18 protein-coding genes are annotated in these 23925 nt (G+C 75.3%); 3 read left to right on the forward strand and 15 right to left on the reverse strand.

From position 1 onward, the window contains the following. Window positions 1-157: 157 nt before the first annotated feature. The 15 genes from G443_RS06045 to G443_RS06120 all read right to left on the reverse strand — a co-directional run bounded on the left by G443_RS06045 (window position 158) and on the right by G443_RS06120 (window position 19991). On the reverse strand, window positions 158-418 hold the full coding sequence (locus G443_RS06045) for a DUF397 domain-containing protein (RefSeq protein ID WP_245588941.1): 261 nt from the start codon (window positions 416-418) through the stop codon (window positions 158-160). 173 nt (window positions 419-591) lie between these two features. Further along, complete coding sequence (locus tag G443_RS06055; RefSeq protein WP_155886262.1) at window positions 592-3498, reverse strand: AAA family ATPase; 2907 nt, start codon at window positions 3496-3498, stop codon at window positions 592-594. A gap of 592 nt (window positions 3499-4090) precedes the next feature. Next, window positions 4091-6016, reverse strand: coding sequence for an AAA family ATPase (locus tag G443_RS06060; RefSeq protein WP_253860155.1), 1926 nt, complete (start codon window positions 6014-6016; stop codon window positions 4091-4093). Then, on the reverse strand, window positions 6013-8784 hold the full coding sequence (locus tag G443_RS06065; RefSeq protein WP_162147337.1) for a helix-turn-helix transcriptional regulator: 2772 nt from the start codon (window positions 8782-8784) through the stop codon (window positions 6013-6015). Before G443_RS06065 ends, G443_RS06060 begins: the two co-directional genes overlap by 4 nt. Beyond that, window positions 8781-9488, reverse strand: coding sequence for a helix-turn-helix transcriptional regulator (locus G443_RS06070; RefSeq protein WP_081715691.1), 708 nt, complete (start codon window positions 9486-9488; stop codon window positions 8781-8783). The genes G443_RS06065 and G443_RS06070 overlap by 4 nt, the downstream gene beginning before the upstream one ends. A gap of 332 nt (window positions 9489-9820) precedes the next feature. After that, window positions 9821-10591, reverse strand: coding sequence for a hypothetical protein (locus G443_RS06075; protein ID WP_026420376.1), 771 nt, complete (start codon window positions 10589-10591; stop codon window positions 9821-9823). Continuing rightward, the gene (locus G443_RS06080) at window positions 10588-11622 is read right to left on the reverse strand and encodes a Gfo/Idh/MocA family protein (protein WP_026420377.1); all 1035 of its coding nucleotides are present in this window, start codon (window positions 11620-11622) and stop codon (window positions 10588-10590) included. Before G443_RS06080 ends, G443_RS06075 begins: the two co-directional genes overlap by 4 nt. Next, window positions 11622-12161 carry a GMC oxidoreductase gene (locus tag G443_RS06085; protein WP_253860156.1) on the reverse strand — a complete coding sequence of 180 codons (540 nt, stop codon included), beginning with the start codon at window positions 12159-12161 and terminating at the stop codon, window positions 11622-11624. The genes G443_RS06080 and G443_RS06085 overlap by 1 nt, the downstream gene beginning before the upstream one ends. A gap of 89 nt (window positions 12162-12250) precedes the next feature. Next, on the reverse strand, window positions 12251-13051 hold the full coding sequence (locus tag G443_RS06090) for a GMC family oxidoreductase (RefSeq protein ID WP_253860157.1): 801 nt from the start codon (window positions 13049-13051) through the stop codon (window positions 12251-12253). 26 nt (window positions 13052-13077) lie between these two features. Then, window positions 13078-14556 carry a glycosyltransferase gene (locus tag G443_RS06095; protein WP_155886265.1) on the reverse strand — a complete coding sequence of 493 codons (1479 nt, stop codon included), beginning with the start codon at window positions 14554-14556 and terminating at the stop codon, window positions 13078-13080. Beyond that, the gene (locus G443_RS06100) at window positions 14556-15749 is read right to left on the reverse strand and encodes a glycosyltransferase (protein ID WP_026420379.1); all 1194 of its coding nucleotides are present in this window, start codon (window positions 15747-15749) and stop codon (window positions 14556-14558) included. The genes G443_RS06095 and G443_RS06100 overlap by 1 nt, the downstream gene beginning before the upstream one ends. 35 nt (window positions 15750-15784) lie before the next feature. Next, window positions 15785-17116, reverse strand: coding sequence for a UDP-glucose dehydrogenase family protein (locus tag G443_RS06105; protein ID WP_026420380.1), 1332 nt, complete (start codon window positions 17114-17116; stop codon window positions 15785-15787). 274 nt (window positions 17117-17390) lie between these two features. Next, window positions 17391-17702 carry a hypothetical protein gene (locus G443_RS06110; protein ID WP_026420381.1) on the reverse strand — a complete coding sequence of 104 codons (312 nt, stop codon included), beginning with the start codon at window positions 17700-17702 and terminating at the stop codon, window positions 17391-17393. Between the two features lie 495 nt (window positions 17703-18197). Then, entirely contained in the window at window positions 18198-18476 is a 279-nt protein-coding gene (locus tag G443_RS06115; RefSeq protein ID WP_026420382.1) for a hypothetical protein, read from the reverse strand. 108 nt (window positions 18477-18584) lie between these two features. After that, complete coding sequence (locus G443_RS06120; protein ID WP_026420383.1) at window positions 18585-19991, reverse strand: short-chain fatty acyl-CoA regulator family protein; 1407 nt, start codon at window positions 19989-19991, stop codon at window positions 18585-18587. Window positions 19992-20270: 279 nt separating this feature from the next. Between G443_RS06120 and G443_RS06125 the strand changes: the two genes are divergently transcribed. Genes G443_RS06125 through G443_RS06135 form a run of 3 tightly spaced genes read left to right on the forward strand, consistent with a single transcriptional unit; the run spans window position 20271 to window position 23875 of the window. Continuing rightward, entirely contained in the window at window positions 20271-21752 is a 1482-nt protein-coding gene (locus G443_RS06125; protein ID WP_026420384.1) for an MmgE/PrpD family protein, read from the forward strand. Continuing rightward, entirely contained in the window at window positions 21752-22645 is an 894-nt protein-coding gene (gene prpB / locus G443_RS06130; RefSeq protein ID WP_026420385.1) for a methylisocitrate lyase, read from the forward strand. Before G443_RS06125 ends, prpB begins: the two co-directional genes overlap by 1 nt. Before the next feature lie 54 nt (window positions 22646-22699). After that, complete coding sequence (locus tag G443_RS06135; protein ID WP_051314326.1) at window positions 22700-23875, forward strand: bifunctional 2-methylcitrate synthase/citrate synthase; 1176 nt, start codon at window positions 22700-22702, stop codon at window positions 23873-23875. Window positions 23876-23925: the final 50 nt, after the last annotated feature.

The raw sequence follows: 23925 nt of genomic DNA on the forward strand, positions 1-23925 counted from the left end.
ATCACGAACCCGCGCACGGGCAGCTACCGCGTGGCATCAGTTTCGTCCCGGAGGCCGCGCTGCGGGGGCCGTTGGTGGTCGTGCTCCCGCTCCCGGTGGCGGTCACGGTGGGCTCGCTGGGGACAGGCGCACCGTGTCCCGGTGCGCCTGCTCCAGGTCACTGGGTGTCGAGGTCGTCGAACTCGCCGGCCTTGCAGCCCTTGATCCACGCGGCCATCTCGGCGCGGGTGAAGAACACGACGCCCGCGTCGGGGTGCTTGCTGTTGCGCATCGCGATGGTGCCGTTGGCGAGCGGGGCGACCTCGACGCAGTTGCCGCCCCCTGGGCCACCGCTGCCCGAGAAGCTGCTCTTGCGCCACGCGGCGTGAGCCAAGGCGTCGTTGTCCACCACTTGGCGTCCCCCTTCGTCGTGGATCACTGGTACTCCTTCACGGCTTTCCTGACCAGATCCACCGAGTCGGTGTGGGGAAGCGCTCGCTCGGTGAGGACAGCCCACTTCAGAATACAAGCGCGGACCGCGTCACGGTCCTCGATGTACGCCGCTCCGCCGGATCCCTCGGCGTAGCCGAAATCCGGGGCGGGTGGCGGGAGTCAGCAGGCTCGGGTGCTCGGGTCGCCGGGGCCGGTGGAGACGGGGACGAGTGCGGCGGCGAGCCCGGAACGGCCGTCGACGGCCAGCTTGCGGTACACCCGGGTGAGGTGCTTCTCCACGGCGCGCACGCTCACGGTGAGGGTGTCGGCGATCTCCTTGTTCGTCCTGCCCTCGGCGGCCAGCACCGCCACCCGCAGTTCGGCCCTGGTGAGCACCAGGTCCACCCCCGACGCCCGGGAGCAGGCGGCCAGGTCGAACCGGAAACGGTCGGTGAGCCAGTCGATCCCTCGGTCGGCGGTCAGGTCGTGGCCCTCCCGCAACACCGGTTCCGCCGCCGGGTCGCCCGCCCGCAGCAGTGCCCTGCCGAGTTCCGCCAGGGTGCGGCCGAGTTCGAGGCGGTTCCCCGAACCGGCGAGCACCCGCCGGGACTCCCTGAGCAGTTCGATGCCCCTCCTGCCGTCGGTGACAGTCCCCAGCAACCGCAGCGCGGCGCCCAGCGTGGCGGGGGCACCCCACCGGACGGCGAGGTCGTACTCCTCGGCGGCCACCGCCCTGGCCGCCGCCGGGTCCCCCATCCGCAGGTGCAGGGAGGTGGCCCAGTGCCGCCACGGGCTGAGCGCCGGGTTGCGGCGCCCGGCGCGGGCCAGCAGCTGGCCGCACTCCTGGACGTGGTGGAGGGCTCCCGGCAGGTCCCCGGCGTGGGAGCGGAGGAACCCGCGCAGCGGCAGCAGCGCGTCGTGGTGGTAGGCCGCGCCCTCCGAACCGGTGGCGTGCCGCTCCAACCGGTCGAGCAGCCAGCGCGCCATGCGCGCGTCGCGGGGCAGCAACGCCGTCGGCACCAGCGCCGCCAGGCACAGCGGTAGGCCGTCCGGCCACTCCGACTCGGCGAGCGCGACCGCGTCCAGCCCGCACGTCCGGGCCCCGGTGACGTCGCCCGCTCCGAGCCGCACGCTGACCAGGCCGACCGACACGAGGACGCGGGCGACGACGGAGTTCTGCCGCCGCGCCTGGTCGAGGGCGATGTCGAGCCAGGTGCCGACGTCCTCGGCGGCGTCGGCGGCCACCAGGGTGGGTGGCAGCAGCACCAGTCCGGTGTGGACATGCCGGGCGGCGGCGGGTTCGCCGGCGAGCACGGCCCGGCCGATCCGCCCCACGGCGTCGGAGGACAGCAGGAGTCCGCCGGTGGCCTGGTGCAGCAGCACCGACACCAGTTCCCGTTCGGCCGGGGTGCGGCCGCCTGGCACGACGTCGAGGTCGCGGAGCCGGTCGAGGACGGAGTCCTCGGTGTCGGGTGCCAGTCCGGCGCGGCGGACCCGGCACTCCACCCGCAGCGCGATCTCCGGGTCCTGCCCGGTCAGCGGTTCCCCTGACCGCAGGTCCGCCTCGGCGCGGCCCAGCAGTTCGCGGACGGCGGGCGTCACCTCGTCGAGGAGTTCCGGGGCGAGTCGGGTGGCCGCGACCGCGCGTTCCCTGGGGTGGGGCAGCAGGGGGACGGCCTGGGTGAGGTGTCGTCGCGCGGCGGCCCGGTCGAACTCGCGTTCGGCGAGGGCGAGTTCCACCAGCAGCCGGGCGCGCACCACCCCGTCGTCCACGTCGAGCAGCAGCCGCCGCAGGTAGTCGGCCGCCTTTCTCGGCGCTCCCCGCCGGAGCGCGGTGTCCGCCGCCTCCCGCAGGACCCTGGTGGCCCAGGCGTGTTGGGGGGTGGTGACGGCGAGGAGGTGTTCGGCCACGCGTTCGGGGGGTCGGCCCCGCTGGTGCAGCAGGAGGGCAGCGGCCTGGCGCAGGCGTTCCCGTTCGGCGACGCCCATCGCGCGGTCGACGGCGGCGCTGGCGCAGGGGTGGCGGAAGGAGCAGGTGCCGTCGACGTGGACCAGTCCCAGCTGGCCCAGGACGTGCAGCGAGCGGTCGCAGGTGAGTTGGTCGAGTCCGACGAGGTCGGCGACGAGTTCGGGGGTCGCCTCCTCGCCGAGCACCAGCACCGCGCGGCCCACGTCCCGCACGGGCGCGACGACGGCGTCCAACCAGGTGGTCAGCCGGTCGCCGAGCAGCCCGGACCACGGGCTGTCCTCCGCCGTGAGCTGGTCGGCGGTGGCGGGTGCCCCCGAGGACGCGACCGCGTCGAGGATTCCGGTGAGGAACATCGGGTTGCCCCCCGACGCGGCGTGGGCCCGGGTGACGAACTCCTCCTCGACCGGTGCGCCGAAGCGGTCCCTGGCCAGGGTGCGGGCGGCGTCGACGCCCAGCGGTCGGGGCCGGAGGGTGCGGGTGGCGGCGGCGAGGACGTCCTGGACGTCGGGGCGTTCCGACCAGCAGCCGACGTCCCAGGCGGCGGCCACGACGGTCACCGGGACACCGGCCAACCGGCGGGCCAGGTAACCCAGCCAGCGCAGGGACTCGGTGTCGACCCACTGGAGGTCGTCGACGACGACCAGCAGCGGCCGTTCCGCCGCCAGGTTCGCGGCCAGCGCGCGCAGCGCCGGCCACAGCGTCGCCGGTGGGACGGGCTCGGGTGGGCCGGGGTCGGGTGGGCCGGGGTCGGCGTCGAGGAGCGGGGCGGCGGGGGCGGCGGCTCCGGCGAACCAGCGGGACCGGCGCTCCGGGTCGGCCGACCAGATGGCGGGTTCGAACAGTTGCCGGGTGACGCCGTGCGCGAACTCCCGTTCCAGCGGTGCCCCGCTGGCCAGCACCACCCGGGTGTCGGCGGTCTCCTCCAGCTGGTCGGCGACCGAGCGCAGCAGGGCGGTCCGGCCGATGCCGAGCGGGCCGACGACGGCGGTCAGGGAACCGTGGCCGGCGTGGGCGGCGCGGACGGCGGCGCGGATCGCCGCGACCTCACCCTCGCGCTCGCACAGCCGCATCGCCTCTCGCCTCCCGCTGGACGATACGACGTGCCCGTCGGGGGTCACCGCACGTCCTCCCGCCCCGGTTCCCCCGAGCGGCGACCGAGTGGGTACCCGGGTTCGACGAGGTCACGGCGTCGCGTGCGGTGCAGCGTCGACCACGCCCGTGCGGCGAGCTCCTCGGTGCGCCGCAGCGGCGCCGGCGCTCCCCACCTGCCGGCCAGCTCCCGTTCCTCGTCGAAGAGCCGGGTGGCCTGCGCGACGTCGCCGGTGGCCAGGCAGGCGGTGGCGGTGTGTCCGCGCCACGGCAGCAGCGCCGGGTTGGGTTCCTGGCGGGCCAACAGCCGCCAGCCGCACTGGCGGAGGTCGGCGAGCGCCTTCCCCGGCTCGCCGAGGGCGAGGCTGAGCCGACCTCGGGTGTAGAGCACCCTGGCTCCGATCTCCCCGCCGATCGTTACGTCGGGGGGACAGGTGCGGAGCGCCCGCTCCGCGTCGGCCACGTCACCCACGTCGAGGTGGTGGAGGGCCCGCACCGAGGCCACCTGGGCGGCGAGGCTCCTCGACCGTCGCACGGCCGGCAGGGCGTCGCTGATCAGGGCCAGCGTCCGGTCGACCTCGGCGGGCAGTGCGGCGCGCAGCGCGGTTCCGGCTCGGACGGTCAGCACCCGGGCGACCACCCAGGACGGGGCCTGGCGGCGGGCCTCGGCCAGGACGGTGTCGATGGCGTCGAGGGCCTCCTCGTCCCGGCCCGCGAGGGACAGCGCGCGGGCGGCGGCCAACCGGGGGCGGTCAGGGCGGCGGTGAGGGGTGCGCTGGTGGCCGGCTGCCCGTCGGGGGACAGTGCCCTGCGGGCGAGGTCCACCGTCCTGGTCAGGTCCACTCCGGCCACGGCGAGGGCGTGGGCGAGCGCCGCGCTCCGCGCGGGGTCGCCGGGGTCCGGTGGCAGCGGGGGTGGGGCGAGCTCGACGAGCCCGCCGGGTTCACCGCGTTGGGTGGCGTGGGCGAGCTGGCACAACGCCGTGAACGGCGCGTGGATCTCCTCGGGGGTGGTGTCGGCGTGGTGGGCGTCGGCGAGCGCGGACAGCTGCCAGTAGGCGGTGCGTCCGCGTCCCCCGGCCAGCAGCAGGTCGGCCGCGCGCAGGGTCGCCTCGCCGGGGGCTCGTCCACCGCCGGCGTCGGCGAGGACGTCGGCGAGGTAGCGCTCTCCCGTGTCCGCCGTGGCGCTGACCGCCGCCCGTTCGATCAGGGTGTTGACCCGCGTCGTCGGGGCCAGGGGTTCCCGCAGCGCCCGGTCGAGGTAGCGGGCGGCGTCGTCGGGGTGGCCGGTCGCGCGGGCCTGGTGGGCGGCGCGTCGCAGCACCCCGACGGCCCAGCCCCCGCCGCCGGATGGGGCGCGCATCAGGAGTTCGGCGACGTCGACGTCGTCCACGGCGGACCGGTGGCCGAGGTCGGCGGCCCGCGCGTACAGGTCCTCCCGGTCGTGGGTGGGCATCTCGGCGAGCACGCGGTCGCGGACGATCGGTCCGACCACGTCGGGGCGGTCGTCGGGGCCGCCGCGCCCCCGGACGAGGCCCATTCCGGCGAGCCGGTCGAGGACGACGCGCTCGGAGACGTCGCGGAGGCCGGCGAGTGCGGCGACGAGCCGGAACGGCAGGCGGCCCCCGGTGGCGGCGAGCGCGCGGAGCAGTCCCGCCGGTTCGGCCTCCAGGGTCGCGGCGAGCCGGGTGACGCGGTCGCCGTGGGCGGCCGCGACGACACGCCACACGTCGGTGGCCGCGAGGTCCTCCGGGGGGACGCTGGCGGATCCGAGGTGGCGGCGGAGGACGTCGAGCAACCAGGGGTTGCCGCCGGTGGCGTCGGTCGCCGCCCGCGCGAGCGTCTCGGGCGCGGGCGCACCGGCCCGCCCGAGGGCGGTCCGGACGCTCTCGGGGGTCAGCGGACCCACGGCGAGCAGGTGTGGCGCGGTGACCCGGTCCGGGCCGTGCGGCGCGCCCTCGGCGCGGGGGGACAGCGGCACGGCTCCGGTGTCGCCGGCGAGCAGCAGTGCCAGTGGGACGTCCCGCAGGCGCCTGCGGAGCGCGCCGAGCCAGCCCACCGACCACCGGTCGGCCCAGTGGGCGTCGTCCACCACGACCAGCAGGGGTTGTTGGCGTGCGACGGAGAGGAAGTCCCGGCACAGCAGCGGGACGAGTTCGGCGTCGCGGTCGGGGTCGGTCCACACCGGCGAGGTCCACAGGGAACTGCCGGGTGGGGTGAGCGCGCCGAGCAGTTGGGAGGTGATGCCGTGCCGGAGCCGGGTCTCGGCGGGTGTCCCCCTGGCGAGCACGACCCTGGCGCCGCGCCGTTCGGCGGCGGCGGCCGCGTGCAGCAGCAGCGCGGAGCGCCCGCTGCCGGGGGTTCCCTCGACGACCCCGACCGACGGGGTGGAGGCGAGGAGTTGGGAGACGATCCGGCGCAGGATCGCCAGTTGGGGGGCGCGGTCGAGCAGGTGCGCCCTGGCGGCCTGGTCCTGCCAGTGGCGCCGTCCGGTGAGCACGGACGCGGCGGAGGTCGCCGGCGGCGCGGCGGGCTGGTCTGGGTTCATCGGTGTTGGCCGGTCGGGTCGGGTTCGGGGAGGACGGCGCGCAGCGCGGCCCGCCCTGGCACGTCGAGCTTGCGGTAGGTGTTGGTGAGGTGCACCTCGACGGTCCGGACCGTCACGAACAGCGCGTCGGCGATCTCGCGGTTGGTGTGGCCGGCGGAGGCCAGGGCGGCGACCCGCCGTTCGGCGCCGGTGAGGAGGTCCACGGCGGCGGGTCCGGTGGAGCGCCGGCGGCCGCCGGCGGCGGCGTGGCGGCGGCTCGCGGCGAGGAACAGCGCCTGGGACCCGCACTGGGTGGACAGGTCGAGGGCGGCGCGCAGGTGTTCGCGGGCCTGCCGGTTCCGGCCGACCCGCAGCAGCGCCTCCCCCAGCCGGAAGCGGGCGTTGGCCAGGCACAGCCGCGCCGGGGAGGTGGCGAGCAGGTCCACCGCGTCGGACAGCAGGGCCACCGCGCGGCGCCCGGACTCGGCCAGTCCGAGGGCGGTCAGCCCGAGGCCGATGGCGCGGGGCGCGCCCCAGCGCAGGGCCCGCTCGTGCTGCCGGTGGGCCAGTTCACCGGCCTCGGTGCGCCGGCCGAGTTCGACGAGGATCGCGGTGGCGTCCACCCACCAGGTCGCGAACAGGGGGTTGGTGATGCCGGTCCGGTCGAGGTGGTCGCCGCAGCGCCGCAGGTGGTGCAGGGCGCCTTCGGTGTCGCCGCTCTGCCAGCGGGCTCGTCCCCGGGCCAGCAGGTGGTAGGGGTGGTTCCACACGACCCGGTCGGCCCCGGGGCGGCGGGCGAGCAGCAGCGCGCGTTCGGCTCCGGGGAGGTCGCCGTGGGCGACGAGGGTCACGGCGAGCATGGTGTTCGGCCAGGCGGCCCTGGTGCGCCGGGGGTTGCGGGCGGCCGCCTCGGCCGCGTCGCGGGCGTCGGCGACGGCGTCCCGGACGCGTCCGGCGGCGAAGAGCACGTGGGCCCGGTTGGCGAGGGCGACGCTGAGGGTTCCGGAGTGGGTCCGTCTGCGGGCGGGGTCGGTGAGCCGGTCGAGCACGGTCAGCGCGGTGGGCAGCTCGTCGGCGAGGTGCAGGGCGAAGGTGGCGCTGACCAGTGCCCAGTCCCCGGTGCCCTCGGGGACCCGCACGGCCCGTTCGGCGAGGTCGAGGCTGCGCGGCAGGTCGGTTCCCCCGCCCGCGTCGAGGGCGGCCAGGACTCCCAGGAGCTGGCGTTCCCCGGGGGTGCGCCCCGGCGGGGCGGGGATGCTCCGGGCCAGTGCCCGGGTCTCCGCCAGGGTGCTGGCCTCCTGGATGCCGGTGAGCAGGAGGGTGGACTCCACCTGGGCGCGCAGCTCCCGGTCGGTGGGTCCCGGGTTGTCGCCCACCGCGGCGATGAGTTCGGCTCGTGCGTCGGCGAGCACCCGGGTCCCCTCCGGGGCGCGTTGCGCGCTGACGGCCGTCAGTCCTACCTGGACGGCGAGGCTGGCGCGGTCCCGCGCCCCGGTGGTTCCGGCGAGGGCGGGGGCGAGGTGGGCGAGGGCGGCGGCGGGGTCCACCTGGGCCAGCGGGCGGGCCAGCTCGATGCGCAGTTGCACCGGTGGGGTGAGCGGCCCGCCGGCGGCCAGCACCCTGGCGAGGTAGCTGGCGGCGTCCTCGGGGGCGCCGCGGCGGCGGGCCGCGTCGGCGGCCTCCCGGAACACCCCGGTCATCCACGGTTCGAGGGGGCCGTTCCGTTCGAGCAGTCGCAGGGCGACCTCCTCGGCGGGGCGGCCGGCGTCGTTGAGCAGGCGGGCGGCCCGGTCCCGCAGGCGTGGCAGTTCGTCGGCGGGGTGCGCGGTCAACACGGCCAGCCGGCCGGTGGTGTGGGTGAACCGGCCGCCGGTGACGAGCCCGGCCCGCGCCAGTGCGGTCATGGCATGGCTGGCGACGTGTTCCGGGACGCCGGCGAGCGCGGCCACCAGCCCGATCCCGGGGGTGGCCCCGGGTCCGGGGTCCTCCAGCACGGCCAGGGCCCTCGCGACCACCCGGACGTGGTCGGGCAGGGTGTCGAGGCGGATCAGGGCTGATCGCCGACGGACCTCGGCTCCCAGCTCGGTCACCCGGTGCGCGTCGCGGTCGTCCGGGGTGATCCCGGCCGTGTGGAGTTCGTCGAGCAGCCGCCGCAGCAGTGCCGGGTTGCCTCCGGTGAGGTCGTGGCAGCGGCGCACGAAGCTCGGGGTGCCGGGGCCGTCGAACGCCTCGCGGACCAGTTCGGCCACGGCGGGTTCGGTCAGCGGTGGGAGGGGCAGGCCAGCGGCGCCGGGGCCGCGCAGCAGGCGGGTGAGCACCGGGTCGGCCGGGGCGCGGACGGCGTCGTGCCAGCCGAGGACGACCAGCAGCGGTCCCCGGGTGGTCCGCCGGAGGAGGAAGTCCAGCCAGCGCAGCGACGCGGCATCGCACCACTGGGCGTCGTCGATGACGAGGGCGAGCGGGCGGTGGCGCATCAGCTGGCTGACCCGCCGGTAGGGGGCGTGCAGGGCCTCGTGGGTGTCGTCGCCGGCGTCGGCGGGCCCCGGGTGGTGTCCGAGGGGGGCGAGCAGCGCGTGGACGGTGCCGCGGTGGCGGGTGGCGGAGGAGGGTCGGCAGGCCGCCCGGAGGACGGTGAAGTCGGCGGCGAGTCGCCGGCGGAGGGTGTCGAGGACGACGGTGCGGCCGGTGCCGGCGGCTCCCGTGACGACGACGAGCCGGGCCAGGCCGGCGCGGACGTGGTCGGTGTGGGCGGCGAGCTGGTCGAACTCCCGCTCGCGCCCGACGATCACCGGACCCATTCCGGGGCGACTCGGGGTGGCCAGGCTCCCGGGCGCAACATGCCGAGGCTGTAGGCCTTGGAGACCAGCGCCGGCCGGTTGGGCACGTCCAGCTTCCGCATCAGGGTGCGGACGTGGTAGTCGACGCCCTGCCGGCTGAGGTAGAGGTGGGCCGACATCCACGCCGTGGACTGGCCGGCGGCGACGGCCTCGAGCACGCGGCTGCCGGCGCGGCTGAGCCGCGGTTCCCCCCGTCCGCCGGGCCGCTCGCCCCGTTCCGGGGTGAACACGACGACGAGCATGCGGGGTTGGTCGTCGGCCCCGCACAGGGCGGTGCCGGTGAGGTGGCCGGGGACGAGGGCGCCGTCGGCGCGGCGGATCAGCACGTTCTCGGTGAAGCGGGTGGCGCTGCCGTCGGCGAGGTGTTCGGCGCGGCGGCGGATGTCGACGGCGAAGCCGGGCTCGACGAGGGCGGCGATGTCGTGGCCCCGCACCTGGCCGGGAGGTCGTCGCACCACCTGGGAGAACTCGTGGCTGACGCCGAGCACCCGCAGGGTGAGGTCGGACCAGGCGATGCAGAGGGTGGAGGATTCCAGGAGGGTGTGGAAGAGGCCGGGGGGAACGTCGGTGCGGTCGGGCGGCGGGTCCACCTCGGGGTGGGTGCCGGTGGCGTCCAGCTCGGCCAGGTCCGGGGTGCGGACATCGGTCTCGGACACACTGCCTCCTTTTCCCGCCAGCACGCGAACCCGCGATTCCCCCTCGCCGTCGGAGCTTCACGAGCCGGGGTCAGGGAGTCGGAACGGGCTCCAAGATCACCGGTGATCGTTGCGCCGATCCTATGAAGCGATCACGGAGAGCGGCAACGCGAGCACGTTCCCGTTGCCTAACCTTGTGGTCCCGTCCCCCTTTGGTTCGGTCCTCAACCACCTGCTCCCGCATTCGTACGGGCCCCAACGGAGCAATGCCGGACTCCGAACGGAGCAACTGGTTCTGGGAGATGGCCGTACCCGCGCCGTCGCGGCCCGCCGAGCGCCGCGCCGTGAGCCGCTCATCTGAGCAGCGCGGCGGTCTCCTGGAGGACGGGGAGGGTGTCGAGGGGGCTCGGCGCCCCGGAGGCGAGGACCGCCCGGACCGCCTCCCACAGGCCGCGACGGTCGTTGACCTCGGGCAGCGCGTCGCACCGGACACCGGCGGGGTCGTGCCGGACCAGGGTCGAGCGGGGGCCGAGGGTCACCGACCAGCGCACGGCGGACCCGACGGCGTCGAGCACGAGCACCGGCCCGTCCCCGTCGACGCCGCCGGTGAGCAGGACGTCGTGGTCCGCCCGGTGGGACACCAGGGAGTACCCGTCGGGTCGGAGTTCGACGGGTGCCAGCGCGCCGAGGCCCGGGACCAGCCCGCGCGCCACGGCGAGCTGGGTCGCCAGGGCCGTGTGCGCATCGCCTGCCGGGAGGCGGATGTCGAGGTCGAGCAGTTCCGCACCGGCCAGCGGGAGCCGACCGCCCGGAGCACGGGCGGCCCAGCCCGGGAGGGTGGGCCGGGGAGCGTCGAGCACGCAGCGCACCGACCTGGCCGTCAGGCCCTCGACGAGGGGCAGGACGGCGGCGACGGGCCGGGAGAGGACGACCACACGGGTGCGGTCGGAGCGCTCCCGGAGCCGGTCGGACCAGCCGGGGACGCCGCAGTCGACCAGCAGGACCTCGGCCCCGGCCGGTCCCGCCACCACCCGGAACGCGCCACCGAGGCCGGCCAGGGCCCGCCGGTGCCACTCGTCCGCGCCAGGGTCGCCGCCCAGCGCCACCGTGACCGGGCCGGTCACGACGGGTCCCCGAGCAGGGGCGCGGCCGCGTCGGCGATCCCGAGCAGGTAGTCCAGGTCCGCGACGGCCTCGTCCAGGGGCAGCACCGGTTCGGCGGTGCCGGCGGCGACCTCGGCCACGTTCTCCCACATCGCCCGGTACCCGTCGAGCGGGGTGGACCAGCGCCGGGTCTCCCCCGCCGCCGTCCAGCGCGCCGTGGCGGACCCGGCGCGCAGGTAGGAGGAGGGCAGGTCGACCCGCAGCCGGCCTCCCTCGCCTCGGGCGTCCACATGCCAGTCCGGCCGCCGCCAGTCCCCGGCGGAGAACCCGGAGAGGACGGCGGTGCCGCCCGGGCCGGCCAGCCCCAGCAGGTAGCCGCCGGAGGGCAGCAGCCTGGCGTGGGTCACCCGGTCCACCTCCGGGAGGAGCGCCCGCAGGTGGGTCGCGGTGTGGACACCCAACCCCAACAGGGCGAACCGGAGCACGACGGCGCGGGCCGAGGGGTCGGTGATGGGCGGTGGCGCCGGCGGCGCGGGTGGAGGTGCGGCGCCGGACGCCAGGGCGACCAGCACCTCGGTGCGCGGCACCCAGGCGCGGACCCGCACCCGCCGGGCTCCTCCCAGCCGGGGGCGCGCGTGCCCCAGGGCCGCCCGCCACGCGGGGTCGTAGGAGTGCATGGTCCCGACCAGCACCCGGGTGCCGGCGCGGTCGGCGGCGGTGGCGATCCGCCGGGCGTCCTCGACGCCCAGCGCGAGCGGCTTCTCGCACAGCACGACCCGCTTGCCGGCCTCGCAGGCCGCGACGACGTGATCGGCGTGCGTCCAGTGCGGACCGCAGACCGCGACGACGTCGACCGCCTCGTCGTCGAGCAGGGCGGCCACGTCCACCCCCGCCCGAGCGCTCATCTGAGCGCCCTCCAGGGCGGTTCTGGCGGAGTCGGGTGTCGCGGCCACGGCGTGGACCACGGGGAGCCGGTCAGCCAGCTCCCGCAGCACCGGGAGGTGCACGCTCCGTACAACACGACCGGTCCCGATGATGCCGACTCCCGCCATCACACCCCCTGGATCATCCGCGCCACCGCCGCCGCCGAGCGCACGGCGAGGGCCGCGCTGGTGAGCGTCGGGTTCGCCGCCGTGGGCCAGCCGATGACCCCGTTGCCGCCGACGACGAGGTTGTCCACACCCCACACCCGGCCGTCCCGGTCGCAGACCGAGGTGCGCGGGTCGTCGCCCATCCGCACCGTGCCCTGGTAGTGCAGGGAGCTGCCCGCCGGCAACAGCCGGGGCTCACCCCCGGGGGTCGCCTCCCCGAGCGAGGCGGCCACCGTGGACACGAGTTCGGCGGCGCGGGCGGCGATGGCCCGGTCGGCCCGGGTGAGCCCGTACTCCACGCGGGGCGCCGGCATCCCGTAGGCGTCGAGCCGCTCCGCCGAGAAGGTGACGCGGTCCCGGGCACGGATCTCCTTGGCCGCGTACCAGGTCAGGCTCAGCAGGGGCCGTGGGTCGGCGACCCGGGCCCAGCGGGCCGAGGTCGGCGAGCATGACCTGCCCGTGGAAGGGGTGCCCGCTGGTCCAGGGGACCCGCAGGACACCGGTCACCAGGTCCCGCCACTCCCGTCGAACGGTTCGGCCGGTTCGGGGTGACGGGGAGGGTCGTCGAGGTCCAGCAACGCCCACGCCATCACCGCCAGGTGGTCGTTGAGGTACCGGCCCAGGGCTGGTGGTCGCAACCCCGACGCCCACAACAGCTGCGGTCCTCGGAACGCGTCGGCCGCCACGGCCACCGCGCGGACCGCACCACCCACCGCCGGCCACCGCGCAGGCACTCCAGTTCCGCGCCGACCACCCGGCCGTCGTCGAGGAGCAGCCGGCGGCACAGGGTCTCGGGGCGCAGCAGGAACCCCGGCTGGCGGTCGAGGTCGCCGAGCACGGTGTCGACACCGCCCCACTCCCCCGGCCCGCCCGCCATCGGCATCCACCCGACGTCCTGACCGGGCAGGGCGTCCCGGAGCCCGGCGAGCAACCGGGTGCCGGCGGCGGTGTCGGCGTAGGGCCGGGCGCGCACCCCCAGCAGCCGCTCGGCGACGGCGAGGTCGTCGGAACCGACGAACGGGGACCGCTCCGCCGGCCCCGGGCGGGGGGTGGCGCAGGTCCAGTGGCCGCCCATGCCGCCGACGCAGGTGGACAGCGCGGCGGCGGGCATCCCGTCCTGCTCGTCGCCCTCCGGGTCGGCCGGGCGCAGCAGCCCGGTCCCGAACCGGGGCGTGACCGCGCCGGCTCCGACCGCCGGGTACCGCCCGGCGGAGCGGTGGCGGGGTTCGGCCCGGTCGGCGGCCGGGAGGTTGTGCACGTTGCGGCCGGGTGGCCCGGTCACGGCGGGGCCCGCGTCGACGACGAGCACCGAGGCCCCGGGGACGAGGTCCCGGACGCGGCGGGCGACGGTCGCGCCGACGGGTCCGCTGCCGACCACCAGCAGGTCCACGGTGGAGGGTCCCTCCGGTGGGTCGGTCACGGCGTGGCCCGGGGCGGTCGGAGACCCTGCTCCTCCAGCAGGGTCAGCAGGTTGTCGATGGACAGGTCGTCGGGGCCGGGAGGTTCCCCGGTGCCCCACTCGGCCGCGTCCACCCCCTCCACCCCGCCGATCTCGTCCAGGACGCCGTCGAGGTCGGACGCATCCGGGGACAGCAGGGCGGCCCGCCGCACCAGGGCCGTCCGTTCGAGCCGGCCGAGCTCGCCCCCTTCGGGGAGGCCGAGCGGGACGACCGCGAGGCGCCGGACGTCCGACCACCGCACCAGCCGGGCCAGCGCCCCGGGGTGGAGGCGCCACCCGGCCGGGCAGGTGAACCGGAACGGGACGGGGAACGAGTCGCGCCCGGCCGAGGTGGCGAACCGGACCCGGCCCTCCCCCCGGTAGTGGACCCGGGTGAGCCGGGCGTCGACGAACTCCTCGGCGAGCACGTCCCGCCGTTCCCCGCCCAACTCGTCCCACGGCCCCAGCAGCGTGACCCGCACGTCGGGCACCCCGCCGGCCAGGGCCGCGTCCACGCTCGCGCACACCGCCTCGTGCCCGGCGCCCCGGGTGTCGATCACGACGTCGACGTAGGGCACCGTCCACTGCCGCGCCACGCCCCGGCGGGCCAGCCGCAGCGTCGGCACGAGATCCGCCAGGTAGGGGCGGTTGTGCCGGACCGTGCTCTCGGGGTCGCGGAGCAGACCGGAGGCGCCGAGGTGCCAGGACGTCGCGCCCGCCTCCGGCACGAACACCGCACCGGCCTGCGACAGCCGGTAGCCCAGCTCGGTGTCCTCGCCGTGCGTCAGGCGCGGGTCGACGCCCCCGGCGGCCCGCAGCAGGTCGGCGGGGACGGACATGCTGGCGCCCACCAGGGTGGTGCCCACGCTCGGCCCGGCCTCCCGCAGCCCGTCGGTCTCCCCGCTGACCGCGTCGATCCAGTGGTTGGGCGTGGCGCCGGCCGGGTCGTACAGCTCACCGGAACGGCCCTCCGCGACCGAGGCCCGCACCTGCTCCGGGGTGAGGTCGCCGCTGGTGAAGTCCACCATCAGCCGGTGGCCGAGCACGACGAGGTAGTCGGCGAGGTGGTGCCACCGCAGGTGCAGCTCCACCTCCTCCCGGCAGGCGATCATGTCCGCGTCGAGCCGGTGGATGACCGTGCCCTCGGCGACGTCGACGCCCCGCCGCAGCGCGTGCCCCGGCCCCCACCCGTCGGGACCCGCCGTCACCAGCCGGGTGCGCTCCGGCCTGATCTCCGGCAACCGGACCGGCGGGGTGCTGCCGTCGTCGACCACGACGACCTCCAGCAGTTCAGCCGGGTAGGACTGGGCCGCCAACGCGGCCAGGGTGAGGTCCAGCCGGTCGTGGTAGTCGTGCGCGGGGATGACGACGCTCACGGGCAGCTCCGGCGTCCACCCGCCCGGGTCCGGTGGGTGGAGCACCCCGTGGTCGTTGTGCCGGATGCGGGGACGGGCCATCACCGCACCAGCCCTTCCAGGTGGGCCACGGCCGACTCCACCGGCGGCAGGGCCAGCATCCGCCGCTGCGCGCCGCGAAGCCGCGCTTCGTACCCGGGATCGTCCAGCAGGGTCCGGCAGGCCTCGGCGACGTGGTGGCCCTCGGGGTCGGCGACCCGCACCCCCAGGCCGAGCTCGATCAGCCGGTCGCTGTTGTGCTCCTGGTCGCCGAACAGGGGCAGCACCGCCATCGGCACCGCCGCGCGCATCGACTCGCGGATGCTGTTGTAGCCGCCGTGGGTGACGAACAGCTGCGCGCACTGCAACAGCGACGGCTGGGGGATGTGGTCGACCACGTGCACGTTCTCCCCGGCGAGGTCCGGGTCGACGGGGATCCCCCCTGTGGCGACCACGCCCACGCAGTCCAGTTCGGACAGGCCGGCGATGAAGGACTCGGGGACCACCGCGAACGGGTGCTCGGTGACGGAGTCGGGGAGCTGCCCAGGCTCCGGGGTGAACCCGGGGAGCATGGTGCCGGCCGAGGCGATGACCAGCGGTCGGTCCGCCGGCAGGTCGGCGACCCAGTCCGGGAGCCGTTCGGCGCGGGTCACCGCCGCCGGCTGCTGGTAGGCGAAGGCCGGTGCGGCGTCCGACCGGGCGAAGGAGAGTTCGGCGGGCACGCAGTCCAGGCGGCCGTGCGGGTACATGGCCAGCGGGTCGTCCAGGGGTGCCAGCCCCAGCTCGGCGCGGCGCCCGTTGAGCTCGGCGTGCACCAACGCGGGGTCGAGGAACTGGCCGGTCCCCGACGGCGCGGGCACCGAGGGGACTCCGAGCGCCTCCGCGACCAGGGCGCCAGCGAAGTCGGTGCCGTCCCGCAACACCAGGTCGGGGTCGAAGTCCCGGGCCAGGGGCAGGATCGCCTCGTGGTTGGCTGCGATGTGGGGGCCGCAGCCGGTCATCACCCACAGCGCCTGGTGGTGCCGGTCGACGTCCGCCGGCACCGTGGAGGTGCCGTCGGCCAGGGCCCGCATCACCAGGTCGGCCAGTTCGGACAGGACCGGTTCGACGCGGACCGGTTCACCGTCGAACACGGCTGCCGGTTTCGGCGGCGCGACGACCAGGAGCTCGTGCCCGGCCGCGACGAGGCCCCGCGCGAGGGGCAGCAGCGCCCTGGCGTGGGAGGGGGTTCCGGTGATCGTGCAGAGCACGCGCATCGCGGTGTCCTTCTCTTCTCGGATGGTCGACCCGGTCAGGGTTCGGGGACCAGGTCGGGCTCGGCACGGGCCGCCCCGGGGGCGGCACCGAAACCGGTCAACGTGATCCCCGCGCCGGCGAGCACGTCGGGATCGAGGTGGTTGCGGGTGTCGACGACGACGGGCCGGGCCAGCAGCCCGGCCACCCGCGACCAGTCCAGTGCCCGGAACGACGGCCACTCGGTGAGCAGCACCAACCCGTCCGCGCCTTTCGCCGCCTGGTAGGGGTCGTCGGTGACCGCCACCGCGTCACCGGGGATCTCCCGGGTCACCGCGACCGCCGGGTCGTGGGCGACGAGCTCGGCACCCCGGCGCACCAGCAGTTCCGCGATCGCCAGCGCGGGCGAGTCACGCAGGTCGTCCGTTCCGGCCTTGAAGGTGAGGCCCAACAGCCCGAGCCGGAGCCCGTCGAGGGACCCACCGCAGGCGGCCTCGACCCTGTCCACCACCCGCTCCCGCTGCCGCTCGTTGGTGCGGACGGCCTCGGCGAGGAGGGGGAAGTCGAAACCCACCGACTCCGAGACCCGCAGCAGCGCCATCGTGTCCTTCGGCAGGCAGGACCCGCCCCACCCCGGCCCCGGCCGCAGGTAGGACTGGCCGATCCGCTGGTCGTAGCCCATGCCGGTGAGGATGTCGGCGATGTTCCCGCCGAGGCGTTCGGACAGCTCGGCGATGGAGTTGACGTAGGACAGCTTCGTGGCGAGGAAGCAGTTCGCCGCGTACTTGACCAGTTCGGCGCTGGTGGCGTCGGTGAGCACGGCCGGCGCCCCGAGCCGCGCGTAGAGGGCGAGGACCCGTTCGGCCGCGCGGCGGCTGTCGGAACCGACGACGATCCGGTCGGGTGAGAGGAAGTCCGCCACCGCGCTGCCCTCGCGGAGGAACTCGGGGTTGCTGACGACGTGGACGTCGTCGCGGCCCAGGATCTCCGCCATCCCACGCGCCGTCCCCACCGGGACGGTGGACTTGTTCACCAGGACGCAGCCCGGGGCCAGCAGTGCTCCGGTCTCCGCCAGGACCGCCGACACCGCCGTGAGGTCGGCCGTCCCGTCCGGCCCCATCGGGGTGGGCAGGCAGAGGATGACCACCTCGGCGTCGCGGACCGCCCCGGCCGACCCGACCTCGAAGGCGAGCAGCCCGGAGGCCTGGCCCTGCCGGATCAGCTCGGGCAGCCCCGGTTCGAGGATGTCGACCTCGCCCCGGCGGAGGCGGTCGACCTTGGCGGAGTCGATGTCGGCGCACCGCACGCGATGTCCCAGCGAGGCCAGGCACGCTCCGGTGGTGAGTCCGACGTAGCCGCTCCCGATGACGGCGACGGTGTAGCGGTACACGGGGCTTCTCCTTGCCTCGGAACTGCCTGCTGGAGGGCCCGGCGGCGGGTGGCGCGGACACCGGCCCAGCCCGTGGGCGCCGCGCGGTCCGCGAGCACGGCGGCGGCCGCGAGCACGGCGGCGGCGACGGGCAGCGGGAGGCGCGGGACGGGCAGCGCGGTCACCGCCCGCGGAGGCTCGCTGGCGTAGGTGAGCGGGGTGAGCGCGCACACCGCCTGCCCGACGGGGAGGTCACCGGACGGCGGCGGGGGGACCTGGGGCGGACCGGTGGAGGTCATCGGCACCACGGCCACCGCGAACGCGACGTCGTGACCTCACCGGCGGTGCGCAGCACCCGGGTGGTGCCCACGCCGACGCTCGTGGTGCCACCCGATCCGAGCAGGCCGAGGACCTCGTCACGACGCACGCAGGTGGAGGGCCCCTCCCCGGCGGGACGTCGCGCACCCGGGTGACAGGTGAGCGGTCCGCGAACCTGGACCGGGAGGTCCGGCGCTGGGGGAAGCGCGCGCATCGGGTTCCCTCCCTCGGCCGTGAACTCCGCGAGGACCGAACGGCGGGCGCCGGTCACGTCGTGGGCCATGGTCACCGCGCCCGACCACGCCGGAAAATGGCGGGCGGCTACCGGACACCCACTCGCGGGTAAACGCGGAGGACGGCGGACGAACACCCTGCCGTGGGAGGGACGACGGCTGCCCTGGTCCCGGAACTCGACGTGATCCAGCACGATCATCAGCAGCGGAGTCAGCCGGCCCACCAACTCCCGACCCCCCTTCCGTGAGCTGGTGCCGGCGTGGCACGGGCGCCCCGGGGGCGGGGCTGGTACGGACCACGCCCCGCAGCAGCAGGTGGCGGCACTGGAGGTGCCTGCGGACCGTCTCCCACGCCGGGTGCGACAGCCCCACCTGGTGGCGGACCGCGCTGGCCGTGGTGGGACCGTCGGCGACGACTTCGAGCACGGCCGCGCCCGACACGGTCAGGTCGTGCACCCGGCAGGCGGTGGCGGTGAGCACCCTGACCGGGGCCGACGGGTCGAGGTGTCCCGCGTAGCGCGTGGGTGAGCCGGGTGGCGGGGCGTGGGGGTTCACCACGGTCCCGCCTCCTCGTGGCGGGGCAGCCAGCAGGCCAGGCGGAGCTCCAGGCCGGGGGTGAGCAGGCTGAGCGGTTCGGTGTCGGCCGCCGGTGCCCGGATCCCGCAGGCGGTCCACACGTCCACGTCGGTGCGGCCCCGGGTGAGGTGGGCGGCGGTGTGGCCGGGAAAGACGAGGGCGGCGAGGGCGGCGAACAGGTCGGGTTCCATGATCTGGGCGCAGTGCCCTCGGGGTCGGTAGGGGATCTCGGGTGGGCGGTCGTCGGCGCCCACGACGACCGGGTCCCGCGGAGGGTGGACTCGGGGCGGCTGCGGGCCAGGGAGAGTCGCCGGCTGCGGCAGGCCTCCTGACGGGAGGCGCGCACGTCCTCCGGCGACGGATCAGCCAGCCGGCGGGTAGGGCAGGGTGGTGCTGCTGTTCTCGTCCACCCGCAGCGGCCGGCCCAGCAACGGGAACGCCCGCTGCGGGCAGGCGGGGCGTTCGCACACCCGACATCCCATACCGATCGGCGTGACCCGGGCCTCCTCCCCCAGCGCCAACCCGTCGGAGTAGACGAGTCGCCGGGCGTGCGGGAGTTCGCAGCCCAGGCCCACGACGAAGGTCTTCCCCGGGTCGCCGTGGCCGCCGGTGGTCCTGGACACCGTGCGGGCGATCCAGAAGTACTTCTTGCCGTCGGGCAGTTCGGCGATCTGCGTGAGCACCCGACCGGGGGAGCCGAAGGCCTCGTAGATGACCCACAACGGGCAGGAACCCCCGACGCGGGAGAAGTGGAACCCGGTCGCCGACTGCCGTTTGGAGATGTTGCCCGCCCGGTCGACCCGCACGAACGAGAACGGCACGCCACGCGCGTTGCGCCGTTGGAGGGTCGACAGCCGGTGGCACACCGTCTCGAAGCCGACCCCGAAGTGGTCGCAGATCCTGGCGATGTCGTACCGGTACCGTTCCGCGACCCCGAGGAAGGTGCGGTAGGGCAGCACCAGGGCGCCGGCGAAGTAGTTGGCCAGTCCGATCCGGGCCAGGCGGCGGGCGGTGCCGCTGCCGAAGGCCCAGGACGCGACGAGCCGGTCGATGACCTCCCCCACCTCCAGGAGCGCCAGTTGGGAGGCGAGCCGGAAAGCGGCCTGACCCGGCCGCAGCGTCGGCGCGAGGTGCAGGACCCGCCGGTCGGGCTCGTAGCGGTGCTGGTCCGATCCGGGTTCGATACCCCGCGTGGTCACCTCGACCCCGTGGCGGTCGGCGAGGGCGGCGACGAGGGCGGGGCGCACCTCCCCTGGCCGCAGGCGGAGCTCCACCGCCAGGCGTTCGGCGGGTTCGTCGAGCTCGGCGACGTAGTTCTGGCGTTGGTAGAAGTAGTCGCGGATCTCCTCGTGCGGCATGGGGCCGGCGACCCGCTCCGGATCGCGGCCGCCCGTGATCGCCGCGAGGTTCTCGGTGGCCTCCCGGTAGCGGCGGTGCAGGCCGACGAGCGCGCGGGCGACCCCGGGGAGGTTGGCGGTGAGCTCGTCGAGTTCGCCGGCGGAGAGGGTGTCGGCCACCGCCGCGTCGGCGAAGACCTCCCGGACGTCGGCGACCAGGCGCACCGTGTCCTGGGGGGCGAAGAACTCGGCGTCCAGCCCGAACGTCTCGGTCAGCCGGAGCAGGACCGGGACGGTCAGCGGTCGGGTGTCGTGTTCCAGCTGGCTGACGTAGCTCGGCGAGACGTCGAGCGACCTGGCCAGGGCGACCTGGCTGAGGCCCCGGTCCCGCCGCAGTTGCCGGAGCCGGGCTCCCGCGTAGATCTTCTCCACCCGAGGACGTTAACAAGCTTCACAGATCAGGGCGAAGTTTTCACAACACTTGGCAGCCAGGAGAGGTAGCAGCGGCCGGTTCGCGGTGCCACGATTTCGGTGAGGGCGTCACAAGCTTCACAGGAAGGGACGGGAACCAGCCGAGGAGCGGGCCCCCACCGGAAGCCCCGGCCGGGGAACTCGTCCTCCTCGGAGGCGTTCCGCCACCGGCCGGCGAGGTGGTGGCCGCGCCGAACCGCCCGGCGCCCGCCGCCCACTCGAGGGACCTCAGGGAGAGTGATGATCGACCACGTGGTGCGCACCTACCCGTCAGCCGAGCCCCTGCCCAGGGAGGAACAGCTGGCCTGGAAGCTGGCGGCCGTGGCCACCGACCCGGTGGCCGTCGAGCCCGAGGTCACCGAGATGGTGATCAACCGGGTCATCGACAACGCGGCGGTGGCCGCGGCGTCCCTGGCGCGTCGCCCCGTGCTCGCGGCCCGGGACCAGGCCACCCGGCACCCCGCCTCGCCGGGGGCGGTGGTGTTCGGCACGGCCGGCCGGTACTCGCCGGAGTGGGCGGCCTGGGCGAACGGGGTGGCGGTCCGGGAGCTGGACTTCCACGACACGTTCCTCGCCGCCGACTACTCCCACCCGGGGGACAACATCCCGCCCGTGCTCGCGGTCGCCCAGCACACCGGGGCCACCGGGGCGGACCTCGTCCGGGGGATCGCCGCCGGCTACGAACTCCAGGTCAACCTGGTGCGCGGCATCTGCCTGCACGAGCACAAGATCGACCACATCGCCCACCTGGGCCCCTCCGCCGCCGGCGGGATCGGCGCCCTGCTCGGCCTGGACACCGCCACCGCCCACCAGGCGATCGGGCAGGCCCTGCACACGACCACGACCACCCGGCAGTCCCGCAAGGGGGAGATCTCCTCGTGGAAGGCCTACGCGCCCGCCTTCGCCGGCAAGGTCGCCGTGGAGGCGGTGGACCGGGCGATGCGCGGTGAGGGCGCGCCCAGCCCGGTCTACGAGGGTGAGGACGGGGTCATCGCCTGGCTGCTCGGCGGTCCCGAGGCCCGGTACACGGTCCCGCTGCCCGCCCCCGGCGAACCGAAGCGGGCCATCCTCGCCACCTACACCAAGGAGCACTCCGCCGAGTACCAGAGCCAGGCGTTGATCGACCTCGCCCGCCGGCTGGGTCCGAGGATCGGCGACACCGACAAGGTGGTCCGGGTGCTGATCCGCACCAGCCACCACACCCACCACGTCATCGGTTCCGGCTCCGGAGACCCGCAGAAGTACGACCCGAACGCCAGCCGGGAAACCCTCGACCACTCGATCCCCTACATCTTCGCCGTCGCCCTGCAGGACGGCAGCTGGCACCACCAGCGCTCCTACGAACGCTCCCGCGCCACCCGCCCGGACACCGTCGAGTTGTGGCGTCGGGTGAGCACCGTGGAGGACCCGGAGTGGACCCGGCGCTACCACGCCCCGGAACCCGCGTTCGGGGGTCGGGTCGAGGTCGAACTCGCCGACGGCACGGTGCTCGCCGACGAGATCGCGGTGGCCGACGCGCACCCGGCGGGCGCCCGCCCCTTCGCCAGGGAGCAGTACGTGGCGAAGTTCCGGGAGCTCGCCGACGGGGTGGTGCCCTCGGAGGACCAGGACCGCTTCCTCGACGCGGTCACCCGGTTGCCGGAGCTCGACGCGGCGGAGGTGGCGGCCCTCGCGCTCCCCTCGCTCTCCGACCCGGCGCCCGCGACGAAGGGGATCTTCTGATGCTGTACTCGACGACCTCGGCGGCCGAGAAGCGGTCGGCGTTCCGCGCCGACCTGGCGTCGGGGCGGCTGCTCCGGTACCCCGGCGCCTTCAACCCGTTGTCCGCGCGGCTGATCCAGCGGGCCGGTTTCGAGGGGGTGTACGTCTCGGGCGCGGTCCTGGCCGCCGACCTCGGGTTGCCCGACATCGGTCTGACGACGCTGACGGAGGTCGCCGGCCGGTCCCAGCAGATCGCGCGGATGACGGACCTGCCCGCGCTGGTGGACGCCGACACCGGGTTCGGGGAGCCGATGAACGTGGCCCGCACGGTGCAGGCGTTGGAGGACGCCGGGGTGGCCGGGTTGCACCTGGAGGACCAGGTCAACCCGAAACGCTGCGGGCACCTCGACGGCAAGGAGGTCGTGGACCGGGACACCGCGGTGCGGCGGATCTCGGCGGCGGTGACCGCTCGGCGCGATCCGAACTTCGTCATCGCCGCGCGGACCGACGCGCGGGGGGTGCTCGGGATGACCGAGGCCGTGGAACGGGCCCGGGCCTACCAGGACGCCGGGGCGGACCTGATCTTCCCGGAGGCGATGGCCGGCGCATCCGAGTTCGAGCGCATCCGCTCGGCCGTGGACGTCCCGATCCTGGCGAACATGACCGAGTTCGGCAAGAGCGAGCTGCTGAGCACCAGCACCCTGGAATCGCTCGGGGTGAACCTGGTCATCTACCCGGTGACGCTGCTGCGGCTGGCGATGCGCGCGGCGGAGGACGGCCTGACGACCATCGCCGACCAGGGCGGTCAGGCGGAACTGCTCGACCGGATGCAGCACCGCCGGGAGCTGTACGACCTCGTGGACTACGCGGGGTACGGGACCTTCGACTCCTCCGTGCACGACTTCCGCGTCTGAGCCCTCGTCGCGGCTGCCCGCCGGGCGCCGCGCCCCAGCCGAAGGGGGACACCGATGTCCACTCCCACCGTCCACCGGGGACTCGCCGGCGTCGTGGCCGACACGACGGGCATCTCCTCGGTGAACCCCGACACCAACTCGCTCACCTACCGCGGCTACGCCGTGCAGGACCTCGCCGAGCACTGTCGGTTCGAGGAGGTCGCCCACCTGCTCTGGCACGGCGAGCTGCCCACCGCCGAGCAGCTCGCGGCGCAGGACGCGGAGGAACGCGGGCTGCGCGCGCTGCCGCCGGACCTCGTCGGGCTCCTGCTCGCGCTGCCCCCGACCGCCCATCCGATGGACTCGTTGCGGACCGCCGTGAGCGTGCTCGGCGCGAACGACCCCGGGGAGGACGACAACTCCCCGGCGGCCAACCACGCCAAGTCCCTCCGGTTGTTCGCCGCGCTCCCCGCCGCCGTCGCGCTCACCCAGCGGCGGCGCCGGGGCCTGCTGCCGCTGGAGCCGAGGGCTGACCTGGGCTACGCGGAGAACTTCCTGTACATGACCTTCGGGGAGGTGCCGGAACCGGCGATCGTCCGTGCCTTCGAGATCTCCCTCGTGCTCTACGCCGAGCACAGCTTCAACGCCTCCACCTTCACCTCGCGGGTGGTCACCTCCACGCTCTCCGACCTCTACAGCGCGGTGACCGCGGCGGTGGGGGCGCTCAAGGGCCCGTTGCACGGCGGGGCGAACGAGGCGGTGATGGCGACCCTCGCCGAGATCGGGAGCGCCGACCGGGTGGAGGGCTGGTTGTCGCGGGCGTTGGCGGAGAAGCGGCGGATCATGGGGTTCGGCCACCGCGTCTACAAGCACGGCGACTCCCGGGTGCCGACGATGCGGGCGGCGCTGGGCGAGGTCGTCGAGGCGCGGGGTGGGGAGGACCTGCTGGCGATGTACGAGGCACTGGCCTCGGCGATGCTGCGGGAGAAGGGGTTGCACCCCAACCTCGACTACCCGGCGGGGCCGGCCTACCACCTGATGGGGTTCGACACCCCGACGTTCACGCCGATCTTCGTGGCCGCCCGGATCACCGGGTGGACGGCGCACATCGCCGAGCAGTTGGCCCGCAACAGCCTGATCCGCCCGACGAGCCTCTACACCGGGCCGGCCGAGCGGCGGGTGGGCCGAGGTGCGCCGCCCGCGCCGAGGGCGGCCGCGGAGGACGGCTCCCCCGCCCGTCGCGTTCGCTGAGCCGGCCCGCCGCACCCGCCCGGGTCCCCCGGGTGCGGCGACGTCGGGGC

Source organism: Actinoalloteichus caeruleus DSM 43889, from assembly GCF_000429185.2.
Classification (GTDB): domain Bacteria; phylum Actinomycetota; class Actinomycetes; order Mycobacteriales; family Pseudonocardiaceae; genus Actinoalloteichus_B; species Actinoalloteichus_B caeruleus.

Coding starts and splice junctions, on each gene's coding strand:
- G443_RS06060 (WP_253860155.1), bottom strand. CDS start 6,016: ATGAACCCAGACCAGCCCGCCGCGCCGCCGGCGACCTCCGCCGCGTCC.
- G443_RS06080 (WP_026420377.1), bottom strand. CDS start 11,622: ATGGCGGGAGTCGGCATCATCGGGACCGGTCGTGTTGTACGGAGCGTG.
- G443_RS06095 (WP_155886265.1), bottom strand. CDS start 14,556: ATGGCCCGTCCCCGCATCCGGCACAACGACCACGGGGTGCTCCACCCA.
- G443_RS06100 (WP_026420379.1), bottom strand. CDS start 15,749: ATGCGCGTGCTCTGCACGATCACCGGAACCCCCTCCCACGCCAGGGCG.
- G443_RS06125 (WP_026420384.1), top strand. CDS start 20,271: ATGATCGACCACGTGGTGCGCACCTACCCGTCAGCCGAGCCCCTGCCC.
- prpB (WP_026420385.1), top strand. CDS start 21,752: ATGCTGTACTCGACGACCTCGGCGGCCGAGAAGCGGTCGGCGTTCCGC.
- G443_RS06135 (WP_051314326.1), top strand. CDS start 22,700: ATGTCCACTCCCACCGTCCACCGGGGACTCGCCGGCGTCGTGGCCGAC.